The sequence below is a fragment of the Flexivirga lutea genome (genome assembly GCF_054778955.1).
In genome coordinates, this window is record NZ_BAAGZB010000001.1 from 1,190,863 (window position 1) to 1,210,080 (window position 19,218).

The 19,218-nt window shown below is 68.7% G+C and carries 16 protein-coding genes and 1 riboswitch; of the genes, 8 read left to right on the forward strand and 8 right to left on the reverse strand.

Annotated features, from left to right (window positions below; all coding sequences use genetic code 11):
- Nucleotides 1-13: 13 nt before the first annotated feature.
- Complete coding sequence (locus ACYVBN_RS05570) at nucleotides 14-676, reverse strand: potassium channel family protein (protein ID WP_460599635.1); 663 nt, start codon at nucleotides 674-676, stop codon at nucleotides 14-16.
- A gap of 62 nt (nucleotides 677-738) precedes the next feature.
- Here ACYVBN_RS05570 and ACYVBN_RS05575 point away from each other — a divergent pair, with 62 nt between their 5' ends.
- Entirely contained in the window at nucleotides 739-2,742 is a 2,004-nt protein-coding gene (locus ACYVBN_RS05575; protein WP_460599636.1) for an APC family permease, read from the forward strand.
- Entirely contained in the window at nucleotides 2,739-4,034 is a 1,296-nt protein-coding gene (locus tag ACYVBN_RS05580) for a class I SAM-dependent RNA methyltransferase (RefSeq protein ID WP_460599637.1), read from the forward strand. The genes ACYVBN_RS05575 and ACYVBN_RS05580 overlap by 4 nt, the downstream gene beginning before the upstream one ends.
- Before the next feature lie 355 nt (nucleotides 4,035-4,389).
- On the opposite strand, the gene ACYVBN_RS05585 is transcribed toward ACYVBN_RS05580, so the two are convergent.
- Nucleotides 4,390-4,701 (reverse strand): putative quinol monooxygenase, encoded by a 312-nt coding sequence (locus ACYVBN_RS05585; RefSeq protein ID WP_035904877.1) that lies wholly within the window; start codon nucleotides 4,699-4,701, stop codon nucleotides 4,390-4,392.
- A 108-nt stretch (nucleotides 4,702-4,809) separates the two neighbouring features.
- Here ACYVBN_RS05585 and ACYVBN_RS05590 point away from each other — a divergent pair, with 108 nt between their 5' ends.
- A complete protein-coding gene (locus tag ACYVBN_RS05590; RefSeq protein ID WP_003941078.1) occupies nucleotides 4,810-5,751 on the forward strand; it encodes a GlxA family transcriptional regulator in 942 nt (313 codons plus the stop codon).
- A 629-nt stretch (nucleotides 5,752-6,380) separates the two neighbouring features.
- Here the strand turns inward: ACYVBN_RS05590 and ACYVBN_RS05595 are convergent.
- Together ACYVBN_RS05595 and ACYVBN_RS05600 are read right to left on the reverse strand one after the other, a co-directional pair.
- Nucleotides 6,381-7,229, reverse strand: a complete 849-nt coding sequence (locus ACYVBN_RS05595; RefSeq protein WP_460599638.1) for an SDR family oxidoreductase — start codon at nucleotides 7,227-7,229, stop codon at nucleotides 6,381-6,383.
- A gap of 161 nt (nucleotides 7,230-7,390) precedes the next feature.
- Complete coding sequence (locus tag ACYVBN_RS05600) at nucleotides 7,391-7,609, reverse strand: hypothetical protein (protein ID WP_460599639.1); 219 nt, start codon at nucleotides 7,607-7,609, stop codon at nucleotides 7,391-7,393.
- Between the two features lie 477 nt (nucleotides 7,610-8,086).
- On the opposite strand from ACYVBN_RS05600, the gene ACYVBN_RS05605 reads away from it, so the two are divergent.
- Together ACYVBN_RS05605 and trhA are read left to right on the forward strand one after the other, a co-directional pair.
- On the forward strand, nucleotides 8,087-8,602 hold the full coding sequence (locus ACYVBN_RS05605) for a DUF5994 family protein (RefSeq protein WP_460599640.1): 516 nt from the start codon (nucleotides 8,087-8,089) through the stop codon (nucleotides 8,600-8,602).
- A gap of 40 nt (nucleotides 8,603-8,642) precedes the next feature.
- Nucleotides 8,643-9,353, forward strand: a complete 711-nt coding sequence (gene trhA, locus ACYVBN_RS05610) for a PAQR family membrane homeostasis protein TrhA (RefSeq protein ID WP_460599641.1) — start codon at nucleotides 8,643-8,645, stop codon at nucleotides 9,351-9,353.
- 479 nt (nucleotides 9,354-9,832) lie between these two features.
- Here trhA and ACYVBN_RS05615 read toward each other — a convergent pair whose 3' ends face one another.
- Nucleotides 9,833-10,831 carry a DUF4192 domain-containing protein gene (locus ACYVBN_RS05615; protein ID WP_460599642.1) on the reverse strand — a complete coding sequence of 333 codons (999 nt, stop codon included), beginning with the start codon at nucleotides 10,829-10,831 and terminating at the stop codon, nucleotides 9,833-9,835.
- Between the two features lie 372 nt (nucleotides 10,832-11,203).
- On the opposite strand from ACYVBN_RS05615, the gene ACYVBN_RS05620 reads away from it, so the two are divergent.
- The 3 genes from ACYVBN_RS05620 (at nucleotide 11,204) to ACYVBN_RS05630 (ending at nucleotide 16,295) form a co-directional block, all read left to right on the forward strand.
- A complete protein-coding gene (locus ACYVBN_RS05620) occupies nucleotides 11,204-11,743 on the forward strand; it encodes a DinB family protein (RefSeq protein WP_460599643.1) in 540 nt (179 codons plus the stop codon).
- A 140-nt stretch (nucleotides 11,744-11,883) separates the two neighbouring features.
- Entirely contained in the window at nucleotides 11,884-14,706 is a 2,823-nt protein-coding gene (locus ACYVBN_RS05625) for an aconitate hydratase (protein ID WP_460599644.1), read from the forward strand.
- A gap of 236 nt (nucleotides 14,707-14,942) precedes the next feature.
- Nucleotides 14,943-16,295, forward strand: coding sequence for a C39 family peptidase (locus ACYVBN_RS05630; protein WP_460599645.1), 1,353 nt, complete (start codon nucleotides 14,943-14,945; stop codon nucleotides 16,293-16,295).
- A 20-nt stretch (nucleotides 16,296-16,315) separates the two neighbouring features.
- Here the strand turns inward: ACYVBN_RS05630 and ACYVBN_RS05635 are convergent, their stop codons facing one another.
- The 3 genes from ACYVBN_RS05635 to ACYVBN_RS05645 all read right to left on the reverse strand — a co-directional run bounded on the left by ACYVBN_RS05635 (nucleotide 16,316) and on the right by ACYVBN_RS05645 (nucleotide 19,055).
- Nucleotides 16,316-17,008, reverse strand: a complete 693-nt coding sequence (locus tag ACYVBN_RS05635) for an energy-coupling factor transporter transmembrane component T family protein (protein WP_460599646.1) — start codon at nucleotides 17,006-17,008, stop codon at nucleotides 16,316-16,318.
- Nucleotides 17,005-18,429 carry an ABC transporter ATP-binding protein gene (locus ACYVBN_RS05640; protein ID WP_460599647.1) on the reverse strand — a complete coding sequence of 475 codons (1,425 nt, stop codon included), beginning with the start codon at nucleotides 18,427-18,429 and terminating at the stop codon, nucleotides 17,005-17,007. The genes ACYVBN_RS05635 and ACYVBN_RS05640 overlap by 4 nt, the downstream gene beginning before the upstream one ends.
- The gene (locus tag ACYVBN_RS05645) at nucleotides 18,426-19,055 is read right to left on the reverse strand and encodes an ECF transporter S component (protein ID WP_460599648.1); all 630 of its coding nucleotides are present in this window, start codon (nucleotides 19,053-19,055) and stop codon (nucleotides 18,426-18,428) included. The genes ACYVBN_RS05640 and ACYVBN_RS05645 overlap by 4 nt, the downstream gene beginning before the upstream one ends.
- Nucleotides 19,046-19,149, reverse strand: a riboswitch (TPP riboswitch). (Overlaps the previous gene by 10 nt.)
- Nucleotides 19,150-19,218: the final 69 nt, after the last annotated feature.

The window sequence follows — 19,218 nt, forward strand, 5'->3', positions numbered from 1 at the left end:
GCTGTCTCGCGGGTCAGTCGACCGGCTTGGCGGATTTGAGCACGTTTTCGACCTCGTGCACACGTGCGCTGGGCAGGCACAGGTGCAGCAGATCGCCCTCCTGGAAGACCGAGTCGTTGTCGGGCACCATCCCGTCGCCGAGCCGGGTCAGGTAGGCGACGCGCGCGCCGGTCGCCTCCTCGATGTGTCGCAGCGGCGTGCCGACCCAGGACGAGTCCGGCGGCACCTCGGCGATCATCACCTTGCCGCTGGCGTCGGTGTGCACCGGCAGTGCACCCATCGGCAGGATCTTGCGCACGATCTGGTCACTGGTCCACCGCACGGTCGCAACTGTCGGTATGCCGAGCCGCTCGTAGACCTCGGCGCGACCCGGGTCGTAGATGCGGGCCACGACGTGCTGCACGCCGAAGGTCTCACGGGCGACGCGGGCAGCGAGAATGTTGGAGTTGTCGCCGCTGCTCACGGCGGCGAACGCGTCGGCACCCTTGATGCCGGAACGCAACAACGTCTCCCGGTCGAAGCCGATGCCCGACACCCGGCGGCCCTCGAAACTCGGGCCGAGCCGGCGGAAGGCTGCCTCGTCGCGGTCGATGACCGCGACCTCGTGCCCGTGTTTCTCCAGGCTCAGCGCCAATGTGGCTCCCACCCGGCCGCAGCCCATGATCACGAAGTACACGCACTGAACGCTACCGGAGCGGTGGTGCGACGACGTCGGCACGGGCCCTAGACTCACGCGTTGTGTCTGGGACCGGTCGCGCGCTGAAGCGCATCGTGGTGGGTCGCGCCATGCGCAGCGACAAACTGGGTGAAACCCTGTTGCCCAAGAAGCTCGCGCTGCCGATCTTCGCCAGCGACGCGCTTTCGTCGGTCGCCTACGCGCCAGACGAGATCCTGCTGACCCTCGGCCTGGCGGGCGGATCGTTCGCCTTCACCCACTCGTGGCAGATCACCCTCGGTGTCGTCTTCGTGATGGCCGTGGTCGTGGCGTCATACCGACAGAACGTGCACGCCTACCCCTCGGGCGGCGGCGACTACGAGGTGGCCACCACCAACCTGGGCCCGAAGGCGGGACTGACCGTCGCGTCCGCGCTGCTGGTCGACTACACGCTCACGGTGGCGGTGTCGATCTCCTCCGGTGTGCAGAACGCCGCCTCCGCCATGCCGTTCCTGCACGGGCACGAGGTGATCGTGGCGGTCCTGCTGATCGTCGCCCTGACCGCGATGAACCTGCGAGGGGTGCGGGAGTCGGGCAGCTTCTTCGCCATACCGGTATACCTGTTCATGCTCGGGGTGATCGCGCTGGCGATCGTCGGTGTCATCCGCAAGCTGGCGGGCGACCTGCCGTTGGCGGAGAGCGCGAAGTTCACCCTGGCGCCGCAGCCGCACATGGACACGTTGTCCCAGATCGCCGTGGTGTTCCTGTTGCTGCGGGCCTTCTCGAGCGGGTGTGCTGCGCTCACCGGTGTCGAGGCGATCTCCAACGGGGTGCCGGCGTTCAAGAAGCCGAAGAGCAAGAACGCCGCGAGCACGCTGTTGCTGATGGGTTCGATCTCGGTGGTGATGCTGGTGTCGATCGTGACGCTGGCCAACTGGACCGGCATCCACATCCAGGACCCGGACCACCCCGGGAACCTGCTGCTGCACGGCAAGCCGGTGAGCGGTTACACCGAGGACACGGTGCTCGGTCAGTTGTCACACGCGGTGTTCCAGGGCTTCCCGCCCGGCGTCGTCTTCGTCGCCATCGTGACCGGCGTCATCCTGGTGCTGGCGGCCAACACGGCATTCAACGGCTTCCCGGTGCTCGCCTCGATCCTGGCCCGCGACGGCTGGCTGCCCCGGCAGCTGCACACCCGGGGCGACCGGCTGGCCTACTCCAACGGCATCCTGATCCTGGCCGGCGTCGCCATGCTGCTCGTGGTGGTCTACCAGGCCGAACCGACCCGGCTGATCCAGCTGTACATCGTGGGTGTCTTCGTCTCCTTCACCACCAGCCAGATCGGCATGATCCGGCACTGGAACCGCAATCTGCGGCTGGACGACCCGCCCACCTCGCCGGCCCGGATGAAGCGGGCCCGCGTCATCAACGCGGTCGGCGCGGCGATGTCCGGCACGGTGCTGGTGGTCGTGCTGCTGACCAAGTTCACTCACGGCGCCGGATACGCGGTGGCGGCGATGGTGGTGCTCTTCGCGCTGATGGTGCAGATCCGGCGGCACTACACGCACGTCAGCGAGGAGCTGCAACTGTCCGAGTCCGCCGAGGACCAGCTGCTGCCGTCCAGGGTGCACGCTGTGGTGCTGGTCTCCAAGCTGCACAAGCCGGCGATGCGCGCGCTCGCGTACGCGCGCGCCACCCGGCCGTCGGTGCTCGAGGCGATCACCGTCGAGGTCGACCCGGAGGAGACCCGGGCGCTGCAGGAGGAGTGGGACCGCCGCGAGATCCCGGTGACGCTGAAGATCATCGCCTCGCCGTACCGGGAGATCACCCGGCCGATCATCAAGTACGTCAAGACGATCCGGCGGGACAGCCCGCGCGACGTGGTGATGGTCTACATCCCCGAGTACGTCGTCGGCCGGTGGTACGAACAGTTGCTGCACAACCAGTCGGCGCTGCGGCTGAAGTCGCGGCTGCTGTTCACCCCCGGCGTGATGGTCGCCAGCGTGCCCTGGCAGCTGCGCTCCAGCCAGGGCCACGAGATGCGGTATGACGGTCCGGCGCCCGGCTCGGTCCGGAGGGGCCGATGAGCCGCTCGGGCAAGGGTCAGCAGCGCCGGGGGAACCGGCGCGAGCGCGTAGCCGCCCGCGGTGATTCGCTGGTCGGCACCGAGTTCGAGGTCGAGGTCGGTGACGTCGCGCACGGAGGATTCTGCGTCGCCCGGCACGAAGGGCGGGTGCTGTTCGTGCGGCACGCGCTGCCCGGCGAACGCGTCGTCGCCAGGGTCACCGACGGCGGCACGACATCGCGCTTCCTGCGCGCGGACGCCGTGCAGGTGCTGGACGCGTCGCCGCAGCGGCGGGAGGCTCCGTGCCGTTTCGCCGGCCCGGGCGCCTGCGGCGGCTGCGACTGGCAACACACCTCTGCAGCCTTCGGCCGTGAGCTGAAGACCCGCGTGGTGCGCGAGCAGCTGCGGCGACTGGCCGGCCTGGAGTGGGACGGCGCGGTCGAGGCGGTGTCCGGCGACGTGAACGGCCTGCGCTGGCGGACCCGCGTGGAGTTCTCGGTGGCGCCGGATCGCCGGCTCGGCCTGCGCAAGCATCGCTCGCACGACGTCGTGCCCGTCGACGACTGCCTGATCGCGGTGCCGGAGATCGCGGCCACCGGGCTGCTGCAGGAGCGCGCCGAGCCGGGCGTCACCGGCGTCGACGTCGCGGTCGCCGCCGACCGGGAGGTGGTGGCCGTGGACCTGCCGGTGCGCGACGCGGGCGTGCCCGACGTCGTGGAACGGGTGGGCCCGCCCGGGGAGCACACGCGCGACTTCCGGGTGTCGGCGCGAGGTTTCTGGCAGGTGCACCCGGGGGCGGCGGCGACCTTCGTCGGCGCTGCTCTCGACGGGCTCGAGCCGCGGACGGGGGAGCGGGCGCTGGATCTGTATGCCGGGGTCGGTGTCTTCACGGCGTTCCTGGCCGACGCGGTCGGGCCGGCCGGCCGGGTGCTCGGCCTGGAGGGAGACGCCCGAGCGGTGCGCGACGGCGGACCGAACATCGGCGGGCTGGGGCAGGCGACGTTGCAGCGTGCCGACATCGGCACCGGCGACTGGATGATCCCGGTCGACGAGATGCTGGACCGGGTCGACCTGGTGGTGCTGGACCCGCCGCGGTCCGGCGCCGGACGTGCCGTCGTCCGCGACGTGCTGACCCGCGGCCCGCGGCGGGCGGCATACATCGCCTGCGACCCGGCCGCGCTGGCGCGTGATCTGGCGTATGCCGCCGAGTGCGGCTACGAGCTGGTGTCGCTGCGTGCGTTCGACGCCTTCCCGATGACCCACCACGTCGAGTGCGTGGCATTGCTGACGAAAACCCGCTCTGACCTGCGGTGATGCAAGTCGGGGTGTTGGCGCCGGCCCCGAAGATGATCAAGCGATAGACGCAAAGCCGACGTGATTAGGTCGTCGCTTCGATTCCGACAGGCGGCTCCGGCGAACAGCGCCTGACCTGCGGAAACGCAGGGCAGGGGCGGTTCGGTTCTGGTGGTCGCGCGATGCGCTGGCCTCACGGCTCTGCCCGACACCGACGTCGCTCTCCTCTGCGACGGACCCCTCGCCGGCTGAGCGCTCGCGGCCGGCATCCTGTCCGTGTGCCGATAGGCCTCGCACCGCTCGGCAACGCAGCGTGGCGTTGCGTCGCGACCCGGCGACGGCTCGGCGGGGCGCGATCGTCTCGTGCGTTGGCGGACTACGGGAGCTTGGACGCGAGGACGTCGGCCGCCAGGATCTCGGGTGCTGCGCCGAGGAGGTGCTGGTTGGCCATCAGGGCTGCGACGATGGCGCCGTTGGCGTGGGCGTCGCGAGCGGCCTCGTCGGGGAATGCATCGAAGATCCAGAAGGTGTCGGCGTGGGTCCTGACCGCGAACCAGACAATCGTTCCTACTTCTTCGTTGGCGAGCGCGACAGCGCCGGCGAGCAGATCGGCGAGCGCGTCGTGCTGTCCATCGGCCGCGACGATCTTGGCGACGAAGGCATACGGAAGTGATGCGGGTGCGGACATGAGGGGTTCTCCTAGGTGTCGAGGTTTCTTGGTGAAGCGAGTTCAGCGTATGACGAGCAAGGGCAGGTGAGAAGTGGCGTATACGGCAGTATTGCTATTGTTCGCGCCATGCGTATCGGACTGATCGCGATCGACGGCTGCTTCGGTTCGGCTGTCGCGTCGGTCATCGACATCGTGCGGGTGGCCGACGGAGCCCGCGGCGATGTCGACCCGCGGATCGACCCGATCGAACTCGCCATCCTCGGACCGAAACGGAGAGTGACCACGACGGCATCGATGACCCTGTCGGTGGACCACCCGCTGTCGGAGTCCGCAGAGTTCGACGTGGTCGTCGTCCCTGCGCTTGGAACCCTCACGGCCGCCGCTACCAACGACGCCCTCCAGAGCCGAGATGCTCGTTCGGTTATCGCCTCGCTCGGGCGCCTCGACGACGCGACCACCCGGATCGCCGCGGCGTGCACCGGCGTGTTCGCTGTCGCCGAGACCGGACGGATGCATCATCGGCGGGCGACGACCAGCTGGTTCCTGGGGCCGGAGTTCCTGAAGCGCTATCCGACCGTCGCCCTCGATCTCGACACCATGGTCGTGGTCGACGGGAACCTCGTCACCGCCGGCGCCGCGTTCGCCCACATCGACCTCGCGCTCTCACTCGTGCGATCGATCAGCCCCGACCTGGCCCAACATGTCGCCAAGCTCCTCATCATCGACGAGCGTCCGTCGCAGGCGGCCTTCGTCGCCTACGAACATCTCCGGCACGAGGACCCGATCGTCGTCGAGTTCGAACGCTTCGTGCGCGCCCGCCTGGACGAACCGTTCAACGTCGCCTTCGTCGCGCAGTCGCTCGGCACCAGCCGGCGCACCCTCGAACGACGAGTCCGTGCGGCGCTCAACCTCACTCCGCTCGGCTTCGTCCAACGGCTTCGCATCGAACGAGCTCGGCACCTCTCAGCAACCACGGACCTCACCTCCGCCGAGATCGCGCTACGGGTCGGCTACGCGAACGCCGAGACTCTGCGCTCCCTCCTGCGTAGGGAGCGACGCCGTTCCTGACCTATCGCCATGCCTGTAGCCGGTGTCCTAGTGCTCGACTGGAACCACCTCTCAGCACGTCGCGTCGACGCTCCTGCGTCGCCCCTGGACGACCCACTCGACACGCCCGCAGCACAGGCCATGTGACGTGTCCCGGCTTCCCGGACGGTCGGGGTTGGGTGGCTGTGATGTCGCTGCGTTCTCGTCGAGGGGGTCAGCAGACTCGATCAGGGTCGATTGGGATGAGACGCGAAGGCGGTCAGGTCAGGGCGGCCGAAGCCGGCCGGCGAGGTAGCGTCGGTCACGTCGAGGTCTTTCGGATGGATGGCGTAGGAACCTCCATCGTCGGGAGACCTCGACGTCTACCTGCGGACCGACGCGCCCGGCCGACCTACACCCTCATCTGGGAAGAGCCCTTTTGTCGAGTCAGCGGGCGGTACGCCGCCGCAGATCACGTCCCAGCCGATCGGGTTCGGTTCGGGCGAGTGGACCTGTGTCATTGGCGAGTTCGAGAACGGTGACCGCATGGTCACTGTGGCCAAGTGGCGCGACGGCGCGATCGCCGAGGAGTACATCTGGGCCTGACGTGCCCCTTGCGCTGTCGCTCCATGGCGTGGCGACGTGACCCAGAACTCGCCCGGGGTCGCGCCTCAGGCCGCCCTGAGGACGTCGACCAGCGTTGTGGTGGGCCGGCCGATGAGCTGGCCCAGAATCGGGTCGACCAGGTCGAGCGTGCCTTCGGCGATACTGGTGTCGATCGCCGCGACGAAGCCCGCGGTCTCCTCGTCGAGGCCGGCTTGCACCATCGCGGCAACCACGTCGGCCGCCGCAACCGGCTGGTAGACGACCTCGCTGCCAGTGACCTGCCCGAACGCGTCGGCGATGTCGGCGTAGGACAACGCCGTGTCGCCGGTGAACTCGTAGACCTTGCCCTCGTGGCCGTCGGTGGTGAGCACCTTGGCGGCGCCATCGGCGAAGTCCTTGCGAGAGGCGGCGGCGACCTTACCGTCGCCGACAGCAGCAGCGAGTACGCCGGACTCGGCGATCGCCGGCAGCTGGGCCTGGTAGTTCTCGTGATACCAGTTGTTGCGGAGCACGGTGTAGGCGAGGCCACTGGCTGCGAGGTACTCCTCGGTCTGCTGGTGCTCCGGGGCGAGCGGATTGCTGCTCTCGGTGGCCTTGGTCAGGCTGGTGTAGGCAAGGTAGGGAACCCCAGCGGAGGTGGCGGCGTCGATGACGTTGCGGTGCTGGGCGAACCGTTGGCCGACCTCGTTGGACGAGATCAGCAGCACCTTGTCGACGCCGACGAGGGCCTTGCCGAGCGCGTCGGTGTCGGCGTAGTCGGCCACCCGGACCTCGACACCCTTGGCAGCGAGATCGGCGGCCTTGTCGGCGTCGCGGACGATGGCGACGACGTCACTGGGTGCTTGCGTGGTGAGCAGAGAGTCGACGACGAGGCGTCCGAGGGCGCCGGTAGCGCCGGTCACGGCAATGGTCATGAGAGTTCCTTCCACGGGTTCGGTGAGCATGGTCTTTAGGCTTCGCATGTACTTGAACCGTCAACCATCAACGTCTATTCCGGCGGACCGAAAAGGCGCGCCCGTCACTGACCAATCAGCAACTGCATGCGCGACTCATCGTCGCCGCGATGACTGAGCTGCTACAGCTTGGTCATCTTGCCGAAGGGGCTGGCGATGCGTTGCGCGCTCGAGCGGAAGTCGACCGTGACCGCTAAGGCTTCCGTACCGATGACTCGGCCCATGCCGTAGGTGTCGTGACAGACCAGATCACCACAGTCGTACTGTTCGACTTCGGGCTCGACGGCCGGCTGGAAGGGGCTGCTGGTCAGGTGGTGCCGCCGTGCCGGTAAGGAAGCCATCCATGCAGTATGCGCCCCCAGGATGTGAACCCCACCAGATGCAATCCTGGCCGGCTCTACGTCGTCGTGGTCTGACCGCGGTCCGGACCGGGCGTATCATGGATAGCGCAGGGAACGTTTCGTGCGAGGCCGATCAGGCTTCACCTACCCTGCGTCGTCGGCCACGACTCGTGTCGACGGACGCGCGTTCATCATCTTTCCCTGGTGCATGTCGCCGACAACATCTCCACTCTCGCGCACGCCGAATACCGTTCTGGTAGAGGCGCATTCGCTGCTGATTTCCGGGGTCTCCCCGGCCGTCTCGACTTCTAGATTCACGTCTTTCTGTAGCTCCCGAAGGGAGCCCATCATGTTCACAACACCCATCCGCCTGGTTGCCTGCTGGATCGTCTATGGCTGGCCGACACTGACCGGGCCACGGACCCCGACACACCCGATCGAACCACTAGGGCCATCACGTCCCGGAGTGTGGTCCTGATGGCGACTGCCACACCGGTCGCATCGGCCACCACGACCACGCGCTGGAGTCTGAGCGGCACCCGCGACACCGGTCCCTCCGACGGTGCGTGGTGGCCCCACAGCACGGACCTGGCCGCCGAGATCGCCGACCTTGACGTAGCGGTGCACGACCACTTCCACGAGCGGATCGCGCGGATCTCTTACACCCAGGGGCAATGGCCGCTGGCACCCCGCAAGATCTGCACCACACTCGGTATCACCAAGCTCGGCTGGTTCACCCACGCCCGCTACCCCGAGAACATCGACCTGTCCCTGACCGGGGGCACCCGACTGGTCCTGACCGTGATCCCGCCAGGCACCGACGCACACTTCGCGAAGATCGTCCTGGCGGGCTACGGGACCGTGATCAACGACCCCACCCAAGCGGCCGACAAGAACCCCGCCGCACCACCTGAAGGGACTGCCACCTGGGACAACGAAGGCGGCCACCTTGATGACCGCGGTACAGCCCACTACGGGCAGCTCTTCGACTGACCTGTCATCAACGAGGCCCAGCGCAGAAAAGGCGGCAGTCATGGGTAACGGGAGCTCATCTCGTGTGCCGGGCCACGCCCGGGGACCGGACACCGAGGCCACGGCCGGTGTGATCACCCCGCACCTGCGTGGGTGGTTTCACCTGGTGATGACGCCCCTGGCGATCACCGCCGGGATCGTGCTGGTCATCCTGTCACCCGACACGCCAGCTCGGATCGGCGCGATCACCTTCACCGTGACGGCCGGACTACTCTTCGCGACCTCGGCGACATATCACCGCGGCACCTGGACCCCCGCCGTGCAACGCCGGCTCAAGCGCCTTGACCACTCCAATATCTTCTTGATCATCGCCGGCACCTACACACCCTTCGCGCTCATCCTGCTGGACCAGACACAAGCCATCATCCTGCTGTCCCTCGTCTGGGGCGGCGCGATCCTGGGCATGGCGTTCCGGATCTGCTGGATCGGCGCACCCCGCTGGCTATACGTGCCGATCTACCTCGCGCTCGGCTGGGCCGCGATCTTCTACCTCGGCCCTTTCGCTCGAGCCGGCGGGCCCACCGTCATCACCCTCATCGCCATCGGCGGCATCCTGTACACCCTCGGCGCGATCGTCTACGGCACCAAACACCCCGACCCATCACCACGATGGTTCGGCTTCCACGAAATCTTCCACACCCTCACCACGACCGCATTCATCACCCACTACATCGCTATATCGATCGCGACCTACACCAACCCCACCACCTAAGCTCGGCCGATTCGGACCGAGAGCAACCGGCGAACGGTCAACCGCGTGGGGCCAAGTCGAACCGTCACCGTGGGGCCAAACCAACTTGACATAGCCAATGCTCGTTGGCGGCGTCCTCAAGCAGGTCGAACTCGTCAGGGATCTCGTCGGCGAGGTGCCCGTGACCGGCGCACTTTGCTTCGTCGAGGCTGACTGGCCGCTGATTCGGCGGAGCGTTCACCACGCGAGGTGTCCACGCGCTGTGGCCAAAGCGGCTCGCCAAGCTGCTCACCGACGCCGTCGGCTCAGTCGAAGTGGCCGCTGTCCGCGAGCGACTCGCGGCTCACTTCGAGCCTGCCTGACATCCAGGTCGACGTCGTGGACGAGGTCGAGCCGATGGAGGCGCGTGGTGGGAGTGAGTCGGCGCTTTACGAGGTGAGCCAAGGCGCGCTCCAAGAGGCTCGGGGGAGTGCGACGGTACGAGATGTCCATGACGGCCCCTACATCCCGTGTGCGGGCCGCACAGCGCCCTGCGGGGCTGTCGTCCGGGTCGGGGCGAGCGTCTCTGTGCCGCGATCCGTGGTGGGGGTCTTCGATGCCTCCCACTCGCGCGGGTGCATGCCGCTCTGGACGGCGGCGGCGACGAGGTTGGCCAAGGCGTAGGGCTTGTCCTCGGGGACCTGGTCCAGGGCGCACCACGCCAGCGCACCGTGGCCGCTGAGCCAGCTCGCGAAGCCGAGCAAGGAGGCTGGGGCGGCCCGGACCTCGTCGGGTGCGCGCTTCGTCAGGTCGGTCCACAGCACGACGTGGGAACCGGCGTTGCCTCGGTTCATGTCGAGCCAGAGGCGGTCTCGGGTTGGCGTGGACTCGACGGCGACGAGGAGGCGGGCTGCGTCGGCGTCGGAAAGCCGGATGCCGTCGCGCTGGAACCGCTGCATCCGGACGAGCGCCCAGCGCCCCTCAACCTTGGCCGTGTTCTCCCGTGCAGTCGCACGGGTCTCCGGGAGCAACGCCGAGACGGGCTCCCGGTCGCCGACAAGCGACTCAGCGAGAGACTCACGGCTCGCGGCCGGTTGGGCGCGTCCGCTGAGCACGGTGGCCGCGGCGACGGTCTCGCGGGCAGTGTCGGTGCACAGCCCCATGTCGCCGGTGTCGAGATCGGCCCAGCGGGTGTCGTCGGCCCACAGCAGGATCGGCGTACCGATGCCGATGATCCCGAGTCGGGCGGCGAAGTCCTGGCCGACGACGTGGGCCTGCTCCCGGTCGGCGCTGAGACAGACGATGGCGACGTTTGAGTCGGGCTGGGCATAGCGACGGAAGGCGTCGCTGATGGATTGCCAGACGCCGTCGCGGTCGCGGGCGGTGGTGGGGATGTCGACGCGGGCGACGGGGAGGTCGGATCGCAATGGGAGGAACACGATCGACTCTTCGGGCTGGAATCCGAGTAGGTGTGGGATGGCCGCGACCAGCTCGTCGGGGGAGTGTATGGACAGCTTCATGCTGGTCAGGTGTGCTGGCCGCGACGCGCGGCCGGGAGTCGCGTACGGACCTGTCCTTGCGCGCGTTTGCGATCGTCGGAGCCCGCTGACAGCAGGGCGCGGTTTGGGCGCGCTTTGAGTCGCAACGGCCCGCAACCGGCCCCTGACGCCAGCAACCTCTGAAGTCGGCATCGTTGCAGGTCAGCGGCCATTTTCGGGCGTTGGCCGCAGCCGCCCGCAAAGATCCACAATCCTGCGTAACGTCGCCGGTGTGTTCCCGATGACCCACCACGTCGAGTGCGTGGCGATCATCGAGCCGTCCGGCGCTGCTGCGCAGTAGCGTGGTCCTGCGGCCGGCGACGGGCGATTCGGCCACGGCGAAGGGGCGATGCGATGTTCGATCTGGGTCACGGCACCACGCTGATGAGCGACCTGGTCTGCGCGGTGCGTGACGACCAACTGGGGCAGCCCACACCGTGCACCGAGTGGACGGTGGCCGACCTGTTGACGCACATCCACCAGTTCAGCAACGTCTTCACCGCCAATGCGACGAAGACGGCGCCGAACCCGCCGGGGGCGCTCGTCGACGACTGGCGGACGGCGATCCCCGAGGCGCTGGCCGACCTTGCTGCGGCGTGGCAGCGCGAGTCCGCCTGGCAGGGCAGGGTTTCCGCGGGCGGGGTGGAGATGGATGCGGCCGACAATGCCGTGGTCGCAGCCGAGGAGCTGACCGTCCACGGGTGGGACCTGGCACGTGCAACGGGCCAGGCCATGGAGCCGGTGGACAGTCAACTCGACCGCGTCTACGCCTTCTTCGAGGTCTTCGGGGGCGCCCCGTTCGGCCCGCCCGTCGACGCCGCCCCGGACGCCACGCGGCTGGCGCGCGTCATCGCACGCACCGGGCGCGACCCGCAGTGGTCGCCCGCACGCTGACGCGGTCGGCCCCGCCATACGGCCGCCGGCGGTGAGAGGATCGGGGCGTGCTCGCCGGCCGGCGACAGTTAGGCAGACCTTCGCTGATGCCGCGACGCACGCTGTGATTAACTTATCTTGACATCAAGATAAAGCCGTCCATGAGTGCCAGAGACGAAGGAGTCGATGTGAGCACCAACAGCTTCGGGGCGAGGGACACGCTCGCCGTGGGCGAGAAGTCGTACGAGATCTACCGCCTGGACAAGGTCGAGGGCAGCACCAACCTGCCGTTCAGCCTGAAGGTGCTGCTCGAGTGCCTGCTGCGCACCGAGGACGGCGCCAACATCACCGCCGACCACATCAACGCGGTGGGGCAGTGGGACGAGAACGCCAACCCCAGCACGGAGATCCAGTTCACGCCGGCCCGGGTCATCATGCAGGACTTCACCGGAGTGCCGTGCGTGGTCGACCTGGCCACGATGCGCGAGGCCGTCCGCGACCTCGGCGGTGACGCCAAGAAGATCAACCCGCTGGCACCTGCCGAGATGGTGATCGACCACTCGGTGATCATCGACGTGTTCGGCCGCGCTGACGCCTTCGAGAAGAATGTCGAGATCGAGTACGGCCGCAACAAGGAGCGCTACCAGTTCCTGCGCTGGGGCCAGACGGCCTTCGACGACTTCAAGGTCGTGCCCCCGGGCACCGGCATCGTGCATCAGGTCAACATCGAGCACCTCGCCCGCGGCGTCATGGCGCGTGAGTCCGCCGACGGTGTCGTGCAGGCCTACCCCGACAGCTGCGTCGGCACCGACAGCCACACCACCATGGTCAACGGCCTGGGCGTGCTCGGCTGGGGTGTCGGCGGCATCGAGGCCGAGGCGGCGATGCTCGGCCAGCCGGTGTCGATGCTCATCCCGCGCGTCGTCGGTTTCAAGCTCACCGGTGAGATCCCCTCGGGTGCCACCGCCACCGACGTCGTGCTGACGATCACCCAGATGCTGCGTGAGCACGGTGTGGTCGGCAAGTTCGTGGAGTTTTACGGCGAAGGCGTCGCGTCCGTGCCGCTGGCCAACCGCGCCACCATCGGCAACATGAGCCCCGAGTTCGGCTCGACCTGTGCGATCTTCCCGGTCGACGACGTGACGCTGGACTACCTGCGCCTCACCGGTCGCACGGACGAGCAGGTCGCGCTCGTCGAGGCCTACGCCAAGGAGCAGGGTCTCTGGCACGACCCGAGCGTCGAACCGCGCTTCTCCGAGCGGCTCGAGCTGGACCTGTCGACGGTCGTGCCGTCGATCGCCGGCCCGAAGCGGCCGCAGGACCGCATCGAGCTGTCCGTCTCCAAGGAGTCGTTCCGCAAGGTGCTGCCGACCTACGTGTCGCACCACGAGGGCGACGCCGGCACCGCGTCGAGCTTCCCGGCCAGCGACCCGAGCCCGGAGGGCACCACCGAGGGGCAGAACGGTGGCGATCGGCCGGCCGACGAGGGCGCGGGCGCCGACCGCCCGACCCGCAAGGTCCCGGTGACCCTCGCGGACGGCCGCAGCTTCGAGCTGGATCACGGCATCGTGGCGATCGCGTCCATCACCAGCTGCACCAACACCTCGAACCCCTCGGTGATGCTCGCCGCCGCGCTGCTGGCCAAGAACGCCGTCGACAAGGGCCTGACCGCCAAGCCGTGGGTCAAGACCTCGGTCGCTCCCGGCTCCCAGGTCGTCACCGACTACTACGAGAACGCCGGCCTGTGGCCCTACCTGGAGAAGCTCGGGTTCTACCTGGTCGGCTACGGCTGCACCACCTGCATCGGCAACTCCGGCCCGCTGGACGAGGCGATCTCGCAGGCGATCCAGGACAACGACCTGGCCGTCACCGCGGTGCTGTCCGGCAACCGCAACTTCGAGGGCCGGATCAGCCCGGACGTGAAGATGAACTACCTCGCGTCGCCGCCGCTGGTCATTGCCTACGCGCTGGCCGGGACGATGGACTTCGACTTCGAGAAGGACTCCCTGGGCCAGGACGCCGAGGGCAACGAGGTCTTCCTCAAGGACATCTGGCCGGCTCCGGCGGAGGTCGAGCAGGTCATGGCGCAGTCCATCTCCACCGAGATGTTCCGCAAGGACTACGCCGATGTCTTCGCCGGTGACGAGCGCTGGCAGTCGCTCCCGACGCCCGAGGGCGACATCTTCGAGTGGGATGCCGAGTCGACATACGTCCGTAAGCCCCCGTACTTCGAGGGTATGGCGAAGACCCCAGAGCCCGTCGAGGACATTCACGGTGCCCGCGTGCTGGCCAAGCTGGGCGACTCGGTGACCACCGACCACATCAGCCCGGCCGGGTCGATCAAGGGTGACAGCCCCGCGGGCAAGTACCTGCGCGAGCACGGCATCGAGCGCAAGGACTTCAACTCCTACGGTTCGCGGCGCGGCAACCACGAGGTCATGGTCCGGGGCACCTTCGCCAACATCCGGCTGCGCAATCAGCTGCTGGACGACGTCGAGGGCGGCTTCACCCGCGACTTCACCAACGACGGCGAGCAGACGACGATCTTCGACGCCGCGCAGAACTACGCGAAGGCCGGCATCCCGCTGGTCGTGCTCGCCGGCAAGGAGTACGGCACCGGCAGCTCGCGCGACTGGGCGGCCAAGGGCACCGTGCTGCTCGGGGTGCGGGCGGTCATCGCCGAGTCGTTCGAGCGGATCCACCGGTCCAACCTGATCGGCATGGGTGTGCTGCCGCTGCAGTACCCGGAGGGCGAGACCATCGAGTCGCTGGGGCTGTCCGGCACCGAGACCTTCGACATCACCGGGGTCACCGCCCTCAACGAGGGCAAGGACATCCCCCCGACGGTCCACGTGAGCGCGGCCACGGAGGACGGTTCGACGGTGGAGTTCGACGCGGTGGTCCGCATCGACACACCCGGTGAGGCGGACTACTACCGCAACGGCGGCATCCTGCAGTACGTCCTGCGGTCCCTGGTGGACTGAGCCCCGCAGAGTCCGATTGCTCCGACTCCTCGTACGAAGGCGGCCAGGTCCGTCGAACACGTTCGTTCGGGCCCGGCCGCCTTCGTGGTCGTCGTCTCGCGGCCGTCGGCTGATCCCGCCCGAGTGGTCGTGGGCTGCCGCCCGCGAAAATATTTTGCGCGGATCTTCCGTCGGTGGACGTCCTTTACGCAAGACTGAGGGGATCGTCCCCCGTACGGTCTTCAAGGAGTCTGATCATGTCCGATCGTTCCGCGCTGCTCCCCACGGTGCATCTGCCGTCGCCGACCCGCCGCCAGGCGGTGCTGGGTGGTATGGCGGCCGGCGGCGCGTTGTTGTTCGGCGCGCCGGTCGCGTCGGCGGCGTCGCGTGTCACCGCCGCAGCTGGGAGTGAGCGCCACATCCGCTATCACCGGTTCACCGGTGCGCGGGCTTGGGCCCACGGCAAGGGTGCCGGCGTGCACTTCGACCAGCACGGCCTGCGGATCGCCCGCCCGTCCGGCACGCGCGCCTTCGCCGACCCGACGGTCACCGGCGCACCCAGCACGCTGTATGACGTCAGCACGTGGACCTCACCGTGGCGCACCAACGGCTTCGGGCTGACCGAGCTGATCAGCTCCTGGAACGCCGACACCCCGAACGGCACCTGGATCGAGGTCAACGTCCGCGGACATGCCGAGGACGGCACGCTGACCGACTGGTTCGTGATGGGCCGCTGGTGCAGCAACGACCCGGCGCAGGGCGGTGCCATCAACCGTCAGTCGGTCGATGGGCAGGGCACCGACTACGGGACCGTCTGGACCGACACACTGCACATGTATGGCGCCCACACCCTGCAGGACATCCAGTTGCGGGTGCAGTTGCTGCGTCCGCACGGCACGTCGCTGACCCCGACGGTGCGCTTCCTCGGCGCGGTCTCGTCCGCCCTGCCGGACGACGCGACCGTGCCGGTCAGCACGTTCACGCTGGGCCGGGAGCACATTTTGGACGTGCCGACCTTCTCCCAGGAGAAGCACATCGGGCAGTACCCGCAGTGGGACAACGGGGGAGAGGCCTGGTGCTCACCGACATCGTCGTCGATGGTGCTCGCGTACTGGAAGCGCGGGCCCAGCACGGCCGATCTGTCGTGGGTCGATCCGTCATACGCCGACCCGCAGGTCGACTTCGCGGCACGCAACACCTACGACTACGTCTACGAGGGCTGCGGCAACTGGCCGTTCAACACGGCATACACCTCGCGCTACGGGCTCGAGGGCTTCGTCACCCGGCTGCGCAACCTCGCCGAGGCCGAGCCGTTCATCGCCGCGGGGATGCCGGTGATCACCTCGGTGTCGTTCAAGAGTGCGGATCTGGACGGTGCCGGCTACTCCACCAACGGCCACCTGATGGTGCTGGTCGGCTTCACCGCCGACGGCGACCCGGTGATGAACGACCCGGCATCGCACCTGATCGCGGACAACAAGGAAGTGCGGGTCACCTACCAGCGCGAGCAGTTCGAGAACGTCTGGGTCCCGCACAGCGGCGGCACCGTCTACATCAACCACCCGGCGCACCTGAAGCTGCCGCGTGCGCCGCGCGAGGCCAACTGGTGACCGTCAGCTCCCGGTCGCGCTCACCCCAGCGCGATCGGGAGGACGATCGTCACCAGCACCGCCACCACGACGACGACGGTGTCGCGTCGGTGCCACGGTGACGGCTGCGCCCACGTGCGTCGCTGCGCGGTCGCGAAGCCGCGCGCATCCATGGCGAGCGAGAGCTGGGTCGCGCCGCGCATCGCCGAGACGAGCAGCCCGAAGGTCAGGGGCGCGGTGCTCGCGGCCCGCGAGAGGGGGCTGCGGGTCGGCCCGAAACCGCGGATCCGGCGGGTGCGCTGCAGCTGCTCGAAGGTCTCGCCGAGCCGGTCGAAGCGGGTGAGGGAGGCGGCGAACGCCCCGACGAATCGCGCCGGCAGCCGCAGGTTCTGGGCCAGCGCGTCACCGAAGCGCATCGGGTCGATGAATGCCGCGACGATCGCGCCGGGCAGGGCCAGCACCAGGATGCGGCCCGCCGCGACGGTGGCCAGGGACGGATCGTGGCCGCCGAGCAGCCACGAGGACCACCACAGCGAGATCGCGGCGAATCCGACGGCGAGCAGCCGCCACCGCAACGGGCGCCAGCTCGGCACGACGAGGGCCGCCAGCACGGCATACACGGCGACGACGATCACGGCGGCCGACACCCGATCGACCAGGAACGAACCGAGCACGGCGGAGAACCCGAAGGCCAGCAGCGCGAGCGGGTTGGTGCGTGACATGACGGTCTTCATCCGACCGCCTGCCCGCTCTTGAGTTGTATGACGCCGTCCGACCGGTGCATCAGCGCCACGTCGTGCGTCGCGACGCCGACGGTGGCACCGGCGTCCCTGGCCGCCTGCATCCAGCCGACCACAGCCGCCCAGGTGTGCCGGTCCTGCCCGACAGTGGGTTCGTCGAGCAGCACGACGCCCGGGCGGTGTGCGAGGGCGGCCAGCACGGCCAGTCGGCGTTGCTCACCACCGGACAGTTGGTACGGGTTCGCTCCGGCGAGATGGTCCAACCGCATCAACGTCAGCAGTTCGTCCACCTCGACCGTTCGGCCGAGGCGCGTTGCGGTGCACGCGACTTCGTCGCGCACGGTCGTGCGCAGGAAGCCGTGCTCGGGGTTCTGCGGGACGAAGCCGACAGCGGCCGCGATGTCGGCCGAACGCCGCCGGGCGAAGGCAGGTGCGGCGCCCAGCACCCCGCCCGCCGTGGGTTGCAGCAGCCCGGCGAACGCCGCCAGCAGGGTCGACTTGCCGGCTCCCGACGGCCCGACGAGGGCGGACAGCCGGCCGGCTCGCAGCGTCGTCGTGGCACCGTCGAGCGCGCGGTGGGTGCTGCGGCCCTGCAACGACCGCGTGGTGAGGTCGACCCGGAGTGCGTCGGCGCGCAGCTCCGGCCCGGGCGCCGCGGGCGCGACCCGCGCTCGGTCCACTGGGACGGGCTCCGGGTCGGGCGCGTCCGGCATCCACACCCCGGCATCGAGCATCCGGTCCCGGTGCTCGGACACGAAGACCGCGGGAGTGGTGTCCGCGATCACCGTGCCGTGTTCGAGGACGACGACCCGGTCGCAGTGCGGCAACCACGGGCCGATGCGGTGCTCGACGATCACCGTCGTGGCGCCGCTCGCGCGTGCGGCATCCAGCACGCAGTGCCGGACCCGTGCGGCCGATTCGTCGTCGAGCATCGACGTCGGCTCGTCCAGCAGCAGCAGTCCGGGTCGTACCGCGAGGACGCCGGCGAGGGCGAGACGTTGCAGTTCGCCGCCGGACAGCGCCGAGGTCGATCGGTCCGCGTCATACCGCAGCCCGACCCGGTCGAGTCCCTCGTGCACCCGACGCCAGATCTCGTCCCGGCCCAGTCCGAGGTTCTCCGGCCCGAAGGCGACCTCGCGGCCGATGGTGGCGGCCACCAGCGAGTCCGCGGGGTTCTGCAACAGCAGCCCGGTCGGTGCATCGATCTCGACCGTGCCGCTGCGTTGGCCCGGCACCGCGTCGCCGAGCAGACCGGCCAAGGCACGCAGCACCGTCGACTTGCCTGCGCCGCTGCCCCCGGCGAGCAGCACGATCTGGCCCGGGGCGAACGTCAGGTCGAGGTCGCTGACGACCTCGTCACGACGTCCCAGTGGGCGCCAGCCGAAGCCGCGCAGAGTGGCGTGTGCGCCGGTCACACCGCGTTCCGGGCGTGGTGCTCACGACCGGCGCCGAACGCGTCCAGCACACCGGTCGCGGCCAGCGCACGCACCAGCAACCAGCCGAGCACACCGGCCAGGACCGCACCGGACAGCATGGTGCAGCCCAGATAGGCCAGCTTGTAGTTCCAGGTCCACGCCGAGTAGTAGGCGTGCCACTCGTAGAAGATCTCCAGTGCGCCGGCCATCGCGCCGCCGAGTGCGGCCACCACGACACCGAAACGCTTGTAGAGCACCAAGGCGAGCACGACCTCGACGCCGAGCCCCTGCAGCAGGCCGGAGATCAGCGTGCTGGTGCCCCATTGGTTGCCGATCAGCATCTCGACGGCGGCACCGATCAACTCCGCTGCCATGGCCGCGCCGGGCTTGCGCACCACCAGTCCGCCGAGCACGCCGGCGATCAACCATGGCCCGCTCAGCAGGCCGAGGACCGGGGGAGCGGTGAAGAGGGCGAGCGTGCTGATGCCGTTCCATGCCTGGGACCAGGCCCAGAAGACGACGCCGGAGGCGACGCCCAGGGTGGCCACCGTGACCAGGTCGATGGTGCGGTAGGCCAGCAGTGAGGTGGTGGACGCCCGGTGCTCGGGCGCGCTGACAGTTGCCATGTGTGACTCCCTTCGCCGGTGCTAACCGGAGCAGGTTCAAGGGTCTGCGGGCGAGCCGCACTCTCAGCGCCGAAGCGCTCCCCTGTCGGTAGGTGTGTCCTCCAAGGTACCAGCGTCTGCGTGCTGCGGGCGACCGGATGCAACCGGCCCGTGGCCCGGGCGT

What these genes read in the sequence shown, in the direction of transcription:
- ACYVBN_RS05585 (WP_035904877.1), bottom strand. Translation starts at nt 4,701, where the DNA reads ATGTCCGCACCCGCATCACTTCCGTATGCCTTCGTCGCCAAGATCGTC.
- ACYVBN_RS05645 (WP_460599648.1), bottom strand. Translation starts at nt 19,055, where the DNA reads ATGGCAACTGTCAGCGCGCCCGAGCACCGGGCGTCCACCACCTCACTG.
- ACYVBN_RS05595 (WP_460599638.1), bottom strand. Translation starts at nt 7,229, where the DNA reads ATGACCATTGCCGTGACCGGCGCTACCGGCGCCCTCGGACGCCTCGTC.
- ACYVBN_RS05580 (WP_460599637.1), top strand. Translation starts at nt 2,739, where the DNA reads ATGAGCCGCTCGGGCAAGGGTCAGCAGCGCCGGGGGAACCGGCGCGAG.
- ACYVBN_RS05625 (WP_460599644.1), top strand. Translation starts at nt 11,884, where the DNA reads ATGAGTGCCAGAGACGAAGGAGTCGATGTGAGCACCAACAGCTTCGGG.
- ACYVBN_RS05590 (WP_003941078.1), top strand. Translation starts at nt 4,810, where the DNA reads ATGCGTATCGGACTGATCGCGATCGACGGCTGCTTCGGTTCGGCTGTC.
- ACYVBN_RS05605 (WP_460599640.1), top strand. Translation starts at nt 8,087, where the DNA reads ATGGCGACTGCCACACCGGTCGCATCGGCCACCACGACCACGCGCTGG.
- trhA (WP_460599641.1), top strand. Translation starts at nt 8,643, where the DNA reads ATGGGTAACGGGAGCTCATCTCGTGTGCCGGGCCACGCCCGGGGACCG.
- ACYVBN_RS05600 (WP_460599639.1), bottom strand. Translation starts at nt 7,609, where the DNA reads ATGGCTTCCTTACCGGCACGGCGGCACCACCTGACCAGCAGCCCCTTC.
- ACYVBN_RS05620 (WP_460599643.1), top strand. Translation starts at nt 11,204, where the DNA reads ATGTTCGATCTGGGTCACGGCACCACGCTGATGAGCGACCTGGTCTGC.
- ACYVBN_RS05630 (WP_460599645.1), top strand. Translation starts at nt 14,943, where the DNA reads ATGTCCGATCGTTCCGCGCTGCTCCCCACGGTGCATCTGCCGTCGCCG.
- ACYVBN_RS05615 (WP_460599642.1), bottom strand. Translation starts at nt 10,831, where the DNA reads ATGAAGCTGTCCATACACTCCCCCGACGAGCTGGTCGCGGCCATCCCA.
- ACYVBN_RS05635 (WP_460599646.1), bottom strand. Translation starts at nt 17,008, where the DNA reads ATGAAGACCGTCATGTCACGCACCAACCCGCTCGCGCTGCTGGCCTTC.